Origin of the sequence: Bradyrhizobium sp. LMG 9283, assembly GCF_045571415.1 — a bacterium.
GTDB lineage: Bacteria > Pseudomonadota > Alphaproteobacteria > Rhizobiales > Xanthobacteraceae > Bradyrhizobium.
Map to the genome: position 1 here is coordinate 79,307 of NZ_CP120691.1, position 14,658 is coordinate 93,964.

Genomic DNA, 14,658 nt, shown 5'->3' on the forward strand with positions numbered 1-14,658 from the left:
GCCATCATTCCGTGCTGGAGGGCGTCATGGCAAGCCTGACCATCCGCAAGCTCGACGACGCCGTCAAAACCTATTTGCGGCTGCGCTCGGCCAAGAACCACAGGTCGGTCGAGGAAGAGGTCCGGGTCATCCTGAGGGAGCTGATCGAGGGCCGCGAGGAGCCGCTGACGCCGTTTTCGGCGCCGCTAGCTCCATCCACCGCCCCAACGCCCCAGCGCACCAGCGCCCTCCCTGAGGCCAGCGTCACCCTGATCATCGGCGGCGGGATCGCGGCCTATAAGTCGCTCGACCTGATCCGCAGGCTGAAGGAGCGTCGCATCGAGGTCCGCTGCGTACTGACCAAGGCGGCGCAGCAATTCGTGACGCCGCTGGCGGTGAGCGCACTCTCCCATGAGCGCGTCTATACCGACCTGTTTGATCCGCAGAGCGAGTTCGACGCCGGGCACATTCGCCTGGCGCGCGACTGCGACCTGATCGTGGTGGCGCCTGCGACCGCCGACCTGCTGGCGAAGATGGCCAATGGTCACGCCGACGATCTCGCCAGCGCCATCCTGCTCGCGACCAACCGCAAGGTGCTGCTCGCGCCGGCGATGAATCCGCTGATGTGGGGCAACGCGGCGACGCGCCGCAATGTCGCGCAGCTCCAGCGCGACGGCGTGGCGCTGATCGGCCCGAACTCGGGCGAGATGGCCGAATCCGGCGAAGCCGGTGTCGGTCGCATGTCGGAAGCCATCGAGATCGCCAACGCCGCCGAACGGCTGCTGCGACCGCTCGTGCCGAAGCCGCTCGCCGGCAAGCGCGTGCTGATCACCGCAGGTCCCACGCACGAGCCGATCGACCCGGTGCGCTACATCGCCAACCGTTCCTCCGGCAAGCAGGGCTTTGCCATCGCCGCCGCCGCACAGGCCGCGGGCGCTGACGTGATTCTGGTCAGCGGCCCGGTCGATCTCGATGATCCCGCTGGTGTCACGGTGAAGCATGTGGAATCGGCGCGGCAAATGCTGGAGCAGGTGCAGGCCGCGCTTCCGGCCGACGTCGCGATCTTCGCCGCTGCGGTCGCCGACTGGCGCGTCGCCAATGAGGGCGAGCAGAAGCTGAAAAAGACCGCGGCCGGCATGCCGCCGCTTCAACTGGTCGAGAACCCCGACATCCTCGCCACGATCTCGAAGCTGGCCGACAAGCGTCCGCCGCTGGTGATCGGCTTTGCCGCCGAGACCGAGCATCTCATCGAGAACGCCAAAGCAAAATTCGCGCGCAAGGGCTGCGACTGGATCGTCGCCAACGACGTCTCGCCCGCAACCGGCGTGATGGGCGGCGACCGCAACACGGTCCACCTCCTCAGCCGCAAGAATGGTGCGAAGGACGGCGAGATTGCAGTTGATTCCTGGCCGGTGATGACCAAGGAACAGGTCGCCATCGAACTGGTCGCGCACATCACCAGAAGCGTGACCGATAAATCCCGGGAGCCGGCATCTTGAGCACGAAGGTCACCGTCGAACTGCAACGCCTCGCCCATGCCGAAGGCCTGCCGCTGCCGGTCTATCAGACGGCGGAGGCCGCCGGCCTCGACCTGATGGCCGCGGTGACGGACGCCGAGCCGCTGACGCTCGCGCCCGGTCAATACGCGCTGGTGCCGACGGGGCTCGCCATCGCCTTGCCGCCCGGGCACGAGGCGCAGGTGCGACCGCGCTCGGGGCTCGCCGCCAAGCACGGCATCACCGTGCTGAACTCACCGGGCACGATCGATGCGGACTACCGCGGCGAGATCAAGGTGATCCTGATCAATCACGGCGCGGCGCCCTTCGTGATCAAGCGCGGCGAGCGCGTCGCCCAGATGGTGATCGCGCCCGTGGTGCAGGCCGCGCTGGTTCCCGTGGCCACCTTGTCGGCGACCGATCGCGGCGCCGGCGGTTTTGGTTCCACCGGCCGCTAGCTTCTTACCTCTCCCGCCCTTATCCGACGAAGCCTTGGCGAAAGCGGATGCGGGAGAGGTCGCGCCGAAGGCGCGGGTGAGGGCTCTCTCCTCTGGGGACCCGTTGAGGAGACACCCTCTCCCCAGTCCTCCCCCGCAAGCGGGCGCACCTGCTCGTGTGGCGATCTCGCCCAAATCTTCATTGCCGCTAACGCACGGCAGCTTCAGCCGAATCACCCGAAGAATTACGTGGCTCCGGAACCGCGCGGCGCCACTTTTTTGGGACCCGCCTTTGCGTTCACGATCTGGACTCTTACCGGCGGAGTCGCGGTGAGGGTATTGTCTTTTGATTCGCGCGCGACGGGGGTCGCCGCGCGTAGATTCGTGCGGTCTTGAACTTCCGCGTCTTGGGGCAACTATGTCAGGCGTGATCGTGTCGATGCGTCGGACGCTGTTGTCGTGCACATCGCTGGCGCGCAACGGCTTGGTGGGAGGCGCTTTCGCAGCGCTGTTGCCGGCTGCGCCGGCCAAGGCCGCCGACCTCGTCGACACCCTCTCCATCATGCTGGATTTCAACCGGCAGGAACTCGCGGTGCTCGCCACCGCGCTGGCCTTGCTCGGCTTCTCCGTGGTGGCCGCGATCTTGTTGATGCGCACGCGGGTGCGCACGGCGACGAACGAGGCGCGGCTGCGCGCCCGGATCAGAGAACTGCAGCTCCAGGCCGACCGCTTCGGCGCGCTGCTGTTCGCCGAGCCGCAGATCCTGATCTCCTGGCCGGCCGGCGATAATCGCGCCCAGATTTCCGGCGACATCTCCATGGTGCTGCCGCGCGACTCCTCGCCGCAGCGCGTGCTGGCGTTCGGAACCTGGCTACCGCCGGAACCCGCGCTGCAGATGGACCACGCGGTCGACGCGCTGCGCGACCGCGGCGACGGGTTCCAGCTGACGCTGACAACGGCGCATGGCCACACGCTGGAGGCTATCGGCCGTGCCATTGGCGGCCAGGCCATTGTCCGAATCCGTGAACTCTCCGGACTGCGGCGCGAACTGGCCGAGACCAATCTGCGCTACAATGCGCTCTCCTATGAGACCGAGATGCTGCGCGGCTTTGCCGCCGCCGCACCCTGGCCGATCTGGGCCAAGGGCGAGAACGGCGCGCTGACCTACGCCAATCCGGCTTATGTCCGTGCCACCGAGGCAACCAGCGTCATCGATGCCCAGGAGCGCAAGCTTGAGCTGCTCGACAGCGCCGACCGCAGTGCGATGGAGCGGGGGCTGAAGGACACGGCCAGGTTCACTTCGCGGCTGCCGATCGTGATCGGCGGCGAGCGGCGCATCTACGACGTGCGGGCAGTCAATGTCGGCAGCGGCAGCGTCGGCGTCGCCATCGATGCCAGCGAGGCGGATGCGCTGAGCTCGGCGCTGGTGCGCATGGCCGAGGCGCATCGCCGCACGCTGGACCAGCTTTCCTCCGGCGTTGCCGTGTTCGACGGCCACCGGCGCCTTGCCTTTTACAACGATTCCTATCGGCGGCTGTGGGACCTCGACCGCAACTTCCTCGACGCCAACCCCGACGATTCCAGCATACTCGACCAGCTCCGCGCCGCGCGCAAATTGCCGGAGCAGCCGGACTTCCGCGCCTGGAAAGCCAAGCTGCACGAAGCCTATCGCGCGGTCGAAACCGCCAAGGACACCTGGTTCCTGCCTGACGGCCGCGCGCTCTCGGTCGTCACCACGCCGAACCCGGAAGGCGGCGTCACCTATCTGTTCGACGACGTCACCGAGAGCCTCGACCTCGCCCGCCGCTTCGACGGCCTGATCCGCGTCCAGCGCGAGACGCTGGACAGTCTCGCCGAGGGCGTTGCGGTGTTCGGCAGCAACGGCAAGGCGCAGCTGTTCAACCCGGCCTTCGTCCGGATGTGGAAACTCTCCAGCGATGCCATGCGCGACGAGCCGCATATCCAGACGGTGGAAGGCTGGTGCCATCAGCTATTCGATGACCCCGTAGTCTGGCGCCAGATCCGCGAGGCCATCACCTCGATCGAGAACCGCGCCGACGTGCCGCTGAAGCTGGAGCGGAAGGACGGCAGCGTGCTCGACGGCATGATCCGGCCCCTGCCCGACGGCGCCACCATGCTGACCTTCCAGGACATCACCGACACCGAGAATGTCGAGCGCGCGCTGCGCGAGCGTAACGAGGCGCTGGAGGCCGCCGACCAGATGAAGGTGGATTTCGTCCACCACGTCTCCTACGAGCTGCGCTCGCCGCTCACCACCATCATCGGCTTCGCGCATTTCCTCAGCGATCCCTCGACCGGGCCGCTGACGCCGAAGCAGGCCGAATATCTCGACTACGTCACCAAGTCGACCAACGCACTGCTCGCGCTCACCAATAATATCCTGGATCTCGCCACCATCGACGCCGGCGCGATGAAGCTGGAACTCGGGCAGGTCGATGTCAGCAAGGCCATCGAGCTCGCCGCCGAGGGCATCCAGGACCGGCTCGCCACCGACCGCATCCGCCTCAAGGTCGAGATCGCGCCCGATGTCGGCAGCTTCATCGGCGACGAGAAGCGCGTGGTGCAGGTGCTCTATAACCTCCTCGCCAACGCCGTCGGGTTTTCTCCACAGGATTCCACCGTCGGCATCAGCGCCCGGCGCACTGAACGCAGCGTGGTCTTCACCGTGACAGATTCCGGACCTGGAATACCTGCCGACATGAAGGACAAGGTGTTCAACTGGTTCGAAAGCCGCTCGCAGGGCTCGCGTCACCGCGGCGCCGGGCTCGGCCTGTCGCTGGTGCGCTCCTTCGTCGAGCTGCATGGCGGCAAGGTGCGGGTGGATTCGATCGTCGGCCGGGGTACGGTCGTGATCTGCGACTTCCCGACCGACCAGGCGGCGCATCGCGACGCCGCCGAATGACAGCGCCCACCACATTCTCCGTCGCGCTTCACAACGAGACGGCCACTGCGCAGCTGATGGCCGATCTCGCGCTGCTGGTCGGACCCGGCGATGTCATCACCCTCACCGGCGACCTCGGCGCCGGCAAGACTGCGGCTGCGCGCGCGCTGATCCGCTACCTCGCCGGCGATGAGACGCTGGAAGTACCGAGCCCGACCTTCACGCTGGTGCAGGGCTACGAGCTGCCGCCCTTCCCGGTGATGCATGCCGATCTCTACCGCGTCGAGGACGAGAGCGAGCTCGAGGAGATCGGGTTGTCACCGCTTCCCGATGCCACGCTGGTGCTGATCGAGTGGCCGGAGCGCGCGCCGTCGGCCATGCCCGCGGATCGCATCGACATCGCATTGACGCATCGCCCCGCGCTGGGCTCGAATGCGCGCGCGGCCGACATCACCGGTTACGGCAAGGGCGCCGGGCAGGTCGCGCGGCTGAGGGCGCTACGCGAATTCCTCGATGCATCCGGCTATATCGACGCGACGCGACGGCGCATGAACGGCGACGCCTCGACGCGCTCCTATGCGCGGCTGCTGCGCGATGACGAGATCGTCATCCTCATGAATTTCCCGCAGCGGCCCGACGGCGCGGCTCTCTACAACGGAAAGTCCTACAGTGCCGCGGTGCATCTCGCCGAAAATGTAAGACCGTTCGTCGCCATCGACGAGGGTCTGCGCGCGCAGGGAATCTCCGCGCCCGCGATCCATCATTCCGATCTCGACCACGGCTTCCTGATCACCGAAGACTTCGGCAGCGAAGGCGTGATCGAAGGCGATCCGCCGCGCCCGATTGCCGAGCGCTACGAGACCGCCACCGATGTGCTGGCGATGCTGCACGGCAGAGCGTTGCCGGAGACGCTGCCGCTGGACGGGCAGACCTACGAGATCCCCCTCTTCGACATCGAGGCGCTGCTGATCGAGATCGGCCTGATGCCGGAATGGTATCTGCCTGATCGCAACGCGCCGCTGAGCGAGGCGGCGCGCACCGAGTTTTTCGCGATGTGGCGCGAACTGCTCAAAAAACCGCTGGCGGCGCCGCGGACGTGGATCATCCGCGACTATCACTCGCCGAACCTGATCTGGCTCGGGAATCGCAGCGGCATCGAACGCGTCGGCGTGATCGACTTCCAGGACGCCGTGCTCGGGCCGCAATCCTACGACGTAGTGTCGCTGCTCCAGGATGCCCGCATCGACGTGCCCGAAAGTCTCGAACTGACGCTGCTGTCGCGCTACATCAGGGCACGGCGTGCGCAGGACACGAGCTTCGACGCCGCCGGCTTCGCCGAGCTCTACGCCATCATGTCGGCGCAGCGGAACACACGACTGCTCGGCACCTTCGCCCGGCTCAACCGCCGCGATGGCAAGCCGCATTATCTGCGCCACCAGCCGCGGATCTGGACCTATCTCCAGCGCTCGCTGGCGCATCCTACGCTCGGCCATTTGCGCGACTGGTATCTCGCCAACGTGCCGCCACCCCAAACGCCACCACAAGCCTGATTCGGGCCCGATTTACCGCATGTTAGCCAAGACTCCGCTATTCTGGCGGCGTGACAGCCGGATAGATACGAGGCCGGAGCAAGGGCAGATGGCGGCGAAAGCGGATCAGCGCGTCAACAACCGGGTTGTTTTCGAACGCGGGATACCGGCCCAGATGATGGGAATCGACGGCACCTGGCGGCGCGACTGCACCATGGAGGACGTTTCCGAGAGCGGCGCCAAGCTGACCATCGACGGTTCGGTCGAAGGCCTGCACCTGAAGGAATTCTTTCTCCTGCTGTCGTCTACCGGCTTGGCGTACCGGCGCTGCGAACTCGCCTGGGTCAATGGCGACCAGATCGGCGTCAATTTCCTCAAGGTCGGCGACAAAAAGAAAAAGGCTCGTTCCGCGACCGTTGGGGCGTAACGGCAACACCCGTCGTACAACCGTCACGGCGGGTGGTTAAGGCGGTTCAGACGCGGTGCGGCTGATCGAGCCTCGTGCTAGGATTTGCCGCGAACGCGAGAGGTCTGAGAAAGCGCAGGATGTCCGTCAAACCGACCAAAGCCATGGTGCTCGCCGCAGGGTTCGGCCTGCGCATGCGCCCCCTGACGGACAAGATGCCCAAGCCGATGGTGCCGGTGGCAGGCCAGCCGCTGCTCGACCACGTGCTCGACAAGCTCGGGCGGGCCGGCGTGACCGAAGCAGTGGTCAACGTGCACTACCTACCGGACCAGATCATCAACCACACCGCATCGCGCCAATCTCCGCGCGTGATCATCTCCGACGAGCGCGACCAGGTGCTCGGCACCGGCGGCGGCGTCGTCAAGGCGCTGCCGCTGCTCGGCGAGGCGCCGTTCTTCCACGTCAATTCCGACACGCTGTGGATCGATGGCGTGCGCTCCAATCTGACGCGGCTTGCCGAAAACTTCGATCCCGCGCGGATGGACATCCTGCTCCTGATGGCGCCGACCGCGACCAGCATCGGCTATAGCGGTCGCGGCGATTACGGCATGCTGCCTGATGGCGCCCTGCGCAAGCGCAAGGAAAAAGAAGTCGTTCCGTTCGTCTATGCCGGCGCGGCGATCATGTCGCCGTCGATCTTCGCCGATGCGCCCAAGGGCGAGTTCTCGCTGACAAAAATGTTCGACCGCGCCAACGAGCAGGAGCGGCTGTTCGGCCTCCGCCTCGACGGCGTCTGGATGCATGTCGGCACGCCCGACGCCGTGCATGCCGCGGAAGAGGCGTTCCTGGAGAGCGTGGCGTAGGGCCAGCCTCGAACACGGTGCTGTAGGGTGGGCAAAGCGAAGCGTGCCCACCAGCTCAAGCCAACTCCGAGTGACGAACATGGTGGGCACGGCGCAAGCGCGCCTTTGCCCACCCTACGACATCCCCTTGTCCCGGACGCGGTGCGGCGCAAAGTGCCGCTCCGCAGAGCCGGGACCCAGCCTATCCTCACTTGCGGAACGAAGTCATCTGGGCCCCGGCTCAGCATCGCATCACTACGTGCTGCGCTGCGTCCGGGGCATGAGAGCTGAGGTCCCGCGAACAGCGGGGACGACTCCCGCCCAGCCCATGACCATTCGGGCCCGGCTGCCTATATTGCCTGATCCTCCGAATCAGGCAGCTCATGCGCGTTTTCAGCGTTCCGATCTCAGTTCCGTTCCTGCGCACGGTCGTCACGGCCCTGCTCGATGGTAGGCTGGTCGAGGGATTCGAGGCGCGCAAGGAACCGGCGCGGCTGGCCGATGCCACGCTCTATCTGCCGACCAGGCGCGCCATGCGCGTCGTGCGCGAGATCTTCCTCGACGAGATGAAGGCAGATGCGGTGGTGCTGCCGCGCATCGTCGCGCTCGGCGACATCGACGAGGACGAGCTCGCATTCGCCGACGAGGGCGAGCAGTTCTCAGGCCAAGCTCCGCTCGACATTCCGCCACGGCTCGGCGAGCTGGAGCGGCGGCTGACGCTGGCACAGCTCGTCGCGGCCTGGGCCAAGGGCCCGGTGCTGGCGCCGCTGGTGGTCGGCGGGCCCGCTTCGACGCTTGCTCTTGCCGGCGACCTCGCCCGCCTGATCGACGACATGGTGACGCGCGGCGTCGACTGGAGCGCGCTCGACGGCCTCGTGCCTGATAACCTCGACCGTTACTGGCGGCACTCGCTCGAATTTTTGCGCATCGCGCGCATCGCCTGGCCCAATCATCTCGCCGAGATCAACCGCATCGAGCCCGCGGCACGCCGCGATCTCCTGATCGCTGCGGAAGCGAGGCGCTTGACCGCGCATCCGAGCGGCCCGGTGATCGCGGCCGGCTCGACCGGCTCGATGCCGGCTACCGCGAAATTCCTCCATGCAGTCGCCGCGCTGCCGCATGGAGCGGTGGTGCTGCCGGGCCTTGATACCGATCTCGACGACGACGCCTGGCGCAGCATCGGCGGCGTGCGCGATTCGCTAGGCAAGTTCGCCGAGCATCCGGCCTCGAACCATCCGCAATATGCCATGCACGCCCTGCTGCAGCGCTTCGGCATCAAGCGCAGCGATGTCGAGATCCTTCAGCTGCCGGCGGAAGGCGGCCGCGACCTGCTCGCGTCGGAGTCGATGCGGCCATCGGCCAAGACGGAAGTTTGGCACGACCGGCTGAAGCAACCCGAAGTCGCCGCAAAGATCGCGGGCGGCATGAGGAATCTCGCGGTCGTCGAGGCTCCCAATCCTGAAATGGAAGCGCTCGCGATCGCGATTGCGATGCGCGAGGCGCGGCATCTCGATAAATCGGCGGCGCTGGTGACACCGGATCGCGCTTTGGCGCGGCGGGTGATGGCGGCACTGACGCGATGGGATCTCGCCTTCGACGATTCCGGCGGCGACGTCCTGATGGAAACGTCCGCCGGCGTTTTTGCGCGCCTTGCGGCAGAGGCAGCGACCAAGGGCCTGGAGCCGCCGACGCTGTTGGCCACGCTGAAGCATCCGCTGTGCCGGCTCGGCCGTGCGCCTGGCGCGTGGAAAGCGGCGATCGAAGGCCTCGAGCTTGCCGTGTTGCGCGGCACACGTCCGCCTGCCGGCACCGCGGGCCTCTTGCGCGAATTCAACCGCTTTCGCGACGAGCTGGCAAAGCTGTGGCGCAGCGAGGTCTCCGCGCTCCATAAATCCGAGCCCCGTGCACGTCTCAAGGCCGAGGATCTCGATCGCATCCAGGCGCTGATCAATGCCTTGCAGAAGGCACTGGCGCCGATCGAGAGCCTTCCGCCGTCGAAGCCATATGACTTCGCCGAGCTCGCGCACCGACATCGCGAGATCATGATCGAGCTGTCGCGCGACGAGCTGGGCATCCCACTTGCCTTCGAGGAGCGCGAAGGCCTCGCGCTCGCCAGCGCCCTCGACGATCTCCTGCGCGGCGGCACGACCAGCGGATTGATGGTGCCACTGCCTGACTATCCAGACGTGTTCCAGACCGCCTTCGGCGACCGCCCGGTGCGGCGTCGCGACAGACCGGGCGCGCGCTTGCAGATTTACGGCCCACTGGAATCGCGCCTGATGCAGGCCGACCGCATCATCATCGGCGGCCTGATCGAGGGCGTCTGGCCGCCGGCCCCGCGCATCGATCCCTGGCTCAGCCGGCCGATGCGGCACGAGCTTGGGCTCGATCTGCCGGAGCGCCGCATCGGCCTCTCCGCCCATGACTTCGCGCAGCTGCTCGGCGGCGAGGAGGTGATACTCGCCCATTCGGCCAAGGCCGGCGGCGCGCCGGCGGTGGCCTCGCGCTTCCTGCACCGGTTGGAGGCGGTGGCGGGCGACGAGCTCTGGAAGACGGCCATTCGCGCCGGCGAGAAATATGTGGAGTTCGCAGCCGCGCTGGACCAGCCCGACGAGGTCAGGCCGATCAAGCAGCCGGAGCCGCGGCCGCCGCGCGCGACGCGGCCGTTGAAAATGTCCGTCACCGCGATCGAGGACTGGCTGCGCGATCCCTACACGATCTATGCTAGGTACATTCTGCGGCTCGATGCGCTCGATCCCGTCGACATGCCGCTGTCGGCCGCAGACCGCGGCTCGGCGATTCACGACGCGATCGGCGAATTCACCGAAAGCTATGCGACGCGTCTGCCCGACGATCCCGCGCGCGTGCTGCGTGCGATCGGGGAAAAGCATTTTGCGCCGCTCATGGAGCGCCCCGAGGCGCGGGCGCTGTGGTGGCCGCGCTTCCAGCGCATCGCACGCTGGTTCGGCGAATGGGAGACGGCGCGTCGCGACGCAATCGAGGCGATCGTCGCGGAGACCCATGGCGAGATCTCGATCATGCTCGATCATCAGCGCAGCTTCCGCCTCTCCGCCCGCGCCGACCGTATCGAGCGGCGCCAGGGCGGCAGCTATGCCATTCTCGACTACAAGACTGGGCAGCCGCCGACCGGCAAGCAGGTTCGCATGGGCCTGTCGCCGCAGCTCACGCTGGAAGCCGCGATCCTGCGCGAGGGCGGTTTCCCTGATATCGACGCCGGCTCCTCCGTGAGCCAGCTCGTCTATGTCCGGCTCAGCGGCAACAATCCGCCGGGCGAGGAGCGCATCCTCGAGCTCAAGTACAAGCAGAGCGACGAGCCGCAGCCGCCGGACACCGCAGCCGCCGAGGCGCGGGCCAAGCTCGAGGCCCTGATCCGCGCCTTCGAGGACGAGAACCAGCCCTACACCTCACTGAACCTGCCGATGTGGGCGAACCGCTACGGCACCTATGACGACCTCGCCCGGATCAAGGAATGGTCCGCGGCCGGCGGCTTGGGAATCGAGGAATGGTGAAAATGCCACGTCCCATCCCCGACGAGGTGCGCGCCAGACAGGCGCGCGCGTCCGATCCGACCGCGTCGGCGTTTGTGTCGGCGAATGCCGGCTCGGGCAAGACCCACGTGCTGGTGCAGCGCGTGATCCGCCTGCTGCTGTCAGGCGTGCCGCCGGAAAAGATTCTCTGCATCACCTTCACCAAAGCCGCTGCGGCCAACATGGCCGAGCGCGTGTTCACCACGCTCGGGCATTGGGTGACGCTGGATGATGATGCGCTCGACGCGGCGATCCGCGCCGTGGGCATCCCGCACCCCGGCGCAAAACTGCGCCGCGACGCGCGAAAACTGTTCGCCTGCGCGCTGGAGACGCCGGGCGGGCTGAAGGTGCAGACCATCCACGCGCTGTGCACGCGCCTGCTCCAGCAATTTCCGTTCGAGGCCAACGTGCCGGCGCGCTTCGCCGTGATCGACGAGCGCGACCAGACCGACATGATGGAGCGCGCCAATCTGAAGGTGCTGCTGGACGCCGCGCGCGATCCCGACAGCGTCACCGGGCGCGCGCTGCTGACCGCGATGGCGAGCGCCGCCGATGTCACCTTCAAGGAGGTCGTGCGCGAGGCGTGTCTCAGCCGCGATCACTTCATGGCCTGGACCGACGGGGCCGGTAGCGCGGAAGCCGCTGCGGCGCAGATGGCTGCGGTGCTGGGCGTTGACGTCAGCGACCGCATCGAGGACGTCGAGACTGAAATTCTGGATGGCCCGTTCCTGCCGCGATCGCGCTGGGACGACATCGCATTCGCGCTGGAAGACGGCAGCAAGTCCGACAACGACCAGGCAGGCCGGCTGCGCGAGGCCAAGGTGTTTTCCGGCAGCGCGCAGGTCGATGCGTATCTCTGCGTCTTCCTCACCGACGACAAGCTGCCGCGCAAGGCGGTTCTGACCAAGAAGTTCTGCGACCAGAATCCGTCCGTTGCCCGTCTGTTTGAGAACGAGGCGCAGCGGCTCGGTGGGTTGATCGAAAAGCGTCGCGCCGTGACGGTTCGCGACCGCACGGCGGCCCTGCTGCATATCGCGACCGCCGCTGCCGCGAACTATCGTCGCGAGAAGCAGGAGCGCGGCCTGCTCGACTACGATGATCTCATCGATAAGACGCTGGCGATGCTGGACCGGGTCTCTTCGGGCTGGGTGCATTACAAGCTCGACCGCGGCGTCGATCACGTGCTGATCGACGAGGCGCAGGACACCAGTCCGCGGCAATGGGACATCGTCGCCCACATCATCTCCGAGTTCACCGCCGGCGAAGGCGCGCGCGAGGGGCTGAACCGCACCATCTTTGCCGTCGGCGACGAGAAGCAGTCGATCTTCTCGTTTCAGGGGGCCGCTCCGCACGAGTTCGACGCGCGCCGGCGCGAGCTGCACCGCAAGTTCACCGCGGCCGGGCTGAAGTTCGATCCGGTCGCCTTCACGTATTCGTTCCGCTCAGGCGCCGCGATCTTGCATTCGGTCGATCACGTCTTCCGAGAGCCCGCGATCTACAAGAGCATTCATTCGGTCGAGATCGGCCATCCCCTGCACAATGCGCTCGCCGATGCCGGCCCGAGCGTGATCGAATTGTGGGATCTCGCTGAAGCCGACGACAGGCAGGAAATCGAAGGCTGGCGCGCGCCATTTGATGGCGTCGCCGTGACCAGCCCCGAGGTCAAGCTTGCTCGCCGCATCCAGGCCGAGATCAAGCGGCTGGTTGAGAGCGGCACGCTGACGGGGCACGAGGGTGAACGTCGCCCCCTGCGTTATGGCGACATGCTGATCCTGGTGCGCCGACGCGGCAACGCGTTCGACGCTGTGATCCAGGCGCTGAAGCACGCCGGCATTCCGGTCGCCGGCGCCGACCGGCTCAAGCTGACCGAGCACATCGCGATCATCGACCTGATGAACCTTGCAGATGCGCTGCTGCTGCCGCAGGACGATCTCGCACTCGCGGTGGCGCTGAAGAGCCCGCTATTCGGGCTTGATGACGACGATTTGTTCGAGCTTGCCCATGACCGCAAGGGATCGCTGCGCCGCGCGCTCGGCGAGCATGCAGGCACAAGCGATAAGTTCGCTGCCGCGCTGCGACGCCTGGAAATCTGCGAGATCCGCGCCCGTGAGGAGACACCGTTCGCCTTCTACGCCTGGCTGTTAGGGGGCGACGGCGGCCGTGCCCGCATCCTGCGCCGGCTCGGCCATGAGGCCAATGACGCGCTCGACGAATTCCTGGAGCTGGCGCTGAACTACGAGCGCAAGGCGCCGGCCTCGCTGCAGGGCTTCATGGCCTGGCTGCGCTCGGCCGACACCGAGGTGAAGCGCGACATGGAGATCTCGCGCGACGAGGTGCGCGTGATGACCGTGCACGGCGCCAAGGGCCTGGAGGCCTCGGTCGTGTTCATGGTCGACACCACGTCCTCGCCCGCGGACTCGCAGCGCCTGCGGCTGATCCAGGTGCCGCGCGGCAATGGCGGTGAGGTCGTGGTCTGGGCCGGCCGCAAGGCGGATGATCCGAAGCCGGTGGCCGAAGCGCGCAAGGCCATGATCGAGGAGACCGAGGACGAATACCGCCGCCTGCTCTATGTCGCGATGACGCGCGCGGCGGACCGGCTGATCGTCGGCGGCTGCATGCCCGGCAACATGAAGACCGTGCGCAAGCTGAGCTGGTACGACCTCATCGACACCGGGCTCGCCGGCTCAGGCCTCGACAGGCAGGTGATCGAGACGCCGCTCGGCAAGGTGACGCGATTCGCCCGGCCGGAGGATATCGCGGCGCTGGGCACGCCCGCGACGTCAGTGCACCAGACCATCGCGTTGCCGGACTGGCTGCGGACCCCGGCTCCGCGCGAGATCGTTGATGATGATCCCGTGCGTCCCTCGGGCCAGTCTGCCGAGGAGGGCCGCAGCGTACGATCAGGCGAATCAATTCAGTCGCGCGCGCTGGCGCTGCAGCGCGGCACGCTGGTGCACCGTCTGCTGCAATCCCTGCCCGACATCGCCATTGAGCGCCGGCGCGAGGCCGCGCTCGGTTTCATGGCGCGCAACGCCTCGGACTGGCCGGAGGCCGACCGCACCGCACTGGCCGACAAGGTGCTCGCCTTGATCACTGACCCGCGTTTCGCCCCTGTGTTTGCCGCCGGCAGCCGGGCGGAGATCGCCATCGCTGGCCGGCTGGAGCGGCCGGGCCGCACCCCGGCCCTGGTGTCGGGGCAAATCGACCGGCTGGTCGTTGGCCCCGATGAGGTCCTGATCGTCGACTTCAAGACCAACCAGGCGGCTCCCAAGAGCGCCGCAGAGGCCCCGGCGGCCTATGTCCGGCAGCTTGCGCTGTACCGGGCGGTGCTGGCGCGGCTTTATCCCCAAAAGCCCATCCGCGCCGTGCTGCTCTGGACCGAGGCCCTTGAATATATGGAGATTTCGGCCCCCGCGCTGGATGCGGCGCTGGCATCCCTTCATCTCAGTGTGAGCGTCCTTGACCCGGCAAGGAGCCGTTCATAGGTTGACCGCATGATCCCGGCCGCGATTCCAGGTC

The 14,658-nt window shown here is 66.9% G+C and carries 8 protein-coding genes; all 8 read left to right on the forward strand.

The window, feature by feature from the left end:
* The first annotated feature begins 26 nt into the window (after nucleotides 1-26).
* The 8 genes from coaBC (at nucleotide 27) to addA (ending at nucleotide 14,624) form a co-directional block, all read left to right on the forward strand.
* Nucleotides 27-1,478 carry a bifunctional phosphopantothenoylcysteine decarboxylase/phosphopantothenate--cysteine ligase CoaBC gene (coaBC, locus tag P6U29_RS00345; protein ID WP_407115815.1) on the forward strand — a complete coding sequence of 484 codons (1,452 nt, stop codon included), beginning with the start codon at nucleotides 27-29 and terminating at the stop codon, nucleotides 1,476-1,478.
* Nucleotides 1,475-1,933 carry a dUTP diphosphatase gene (gene dut / locus P6U29_RS00350; RefSeq protein ID WP_407115816.1) on the forward strand — a complete coding sequence of 153 codons (459 nt, stop codon included), beginning with the start codon at nucleotides 1,475-1,477 and terminating at the stop codon, nucleotides 1,931-1,933. The genes coaBC and dut overlap by 4 nt, the downstream gene beginning before the upstream one ends.
* Nucleotides 1,934-2,330: 397 nt before the next feature.
* Complete coding sequence (locus P6U29_RS00355) at nucleotides 2,331-4,835, forward strand: ATP-binding protein (RefSeq protein WP_407115817.1); 2,505 nt, start codon at nucleotides 2,331-2,333, stop codon at nucleotides 4,833-4,835.
* On the forward strand, nucleotides 4,832-6,364 hold the full coding sequence (gene tsaE / locus P6U29_RS00360) for a tRNA (adenosine(37)-N6)-threonylcarbamoyltransferase complex ATPase subunit type 1 TsaE (protein ID WP_407115818.1): 1,533 nt from the start codon (nucleotides 4,832-4,834) through the stop codon (nucleotides 6,362-6,364). Before P6U29_RS00355 ends, tsaE begins: the two co-directional genes overlap by 4 nt.
* Nucleotides 6,365-6,452: 88 nt before the next feature.
* Entirely contained in the window at nucleotides 6,453-6,770 is a 318-nt protein-coding gene (locus tag P6U29_RS00365) for a PilZ domain-containing protein (RefSeq protein ID WP_407115819.1), read from the forward strand.
* A 119-nt stretch (nucleotides 6,771-6,889) separates the two neighbouring features.
* Nucleotides 6,890-7,612 carry a nucleotidyltransferase family protein gene (locus P6U29_RS00370; protein ID WP_407115820.1) on the forward strand — a complete coding sequence of 241 codons (723 nt, stop codon included), beginning with the start codon at nucleotides 6,890-6,892 and terminating at the stop codon, nucleotides 7,610-7,612.
* A 362-nt stretch (nucleotides 7,613-7,974) separates the two neighbouring features.
* A complete protein-coding gene (gene addB / locus P6U29_RS00375; RefSeq protein WP_407115821.1) occupies nucleotides 7,975-11,121 on the forward strand; it encodes a double-strand break repair protein AddB in 3,147 nt (1,048 codons plus the stop codon).
* Complete coding sequence (gene addA / locus P6U29_RS00380; RefSeq protein ID WP_407115822.1) at nucleotides 11,115-14,624, forward strand: double-strand break repair helicase AddA; 3,510 nt, start codon at nucleotides 11,115-11,117, stop codon at nucleotides 14,622-14,624. Before addB ends, addA begins: the two co-directional genes overlap by 7 nt.
* Nucleotides 14,625-14,658: the final 34 nt, after the last annotated feature.

Coding starts and splice junctions, on each gene's coding strand:
- coaBC (WP_407115815.1), top strand. CDS start 27: ATGGCAAGCCTGACCATCCGCAAGCTCGACGACGCCGTCAAAACCTAT.
- P6U29_RS00355 (WP_407115817.1), top strand. CDS start 2,331: ATGTCAGGCGTGATCGTGTCGATGCGTCGGACGCTGTTGTCGTGCACA.
- tsaE (WP_407115818.1), top strand. CDS start 4,832: ATGACAGCGCCCACCACATTCTCCGTCGCGCTTCACAACGAGACGGCC.
- P6U29_RS00365 (WP_407115819.1), top strand. CDS start 6,453: ATGGCGGCGAAAGCGGATCAGCGCGTCAACAACCGGGTTGTTTTCGAA.
- P6U29_RS00370 (WP_407115820.1), top strand. CDS start 6,890: ATGTCCGTCAAACCGACCAAAGCCATGGTGCTCGCCGCAGGGTTCGGC.
- addB (WP_407115821.1), top strand. CDS start 7,975: ATGCGCGTTTTCAGCGTTCCGATCTCAGTTCCGTTCCTGCGCACGGTC.
- addA (WP_407115822.1), top strand. CDS start 11,115: ATGGTGAAAATGCCACGTCCCATCCCCGACGAGGTGCGCGCCAGACAG.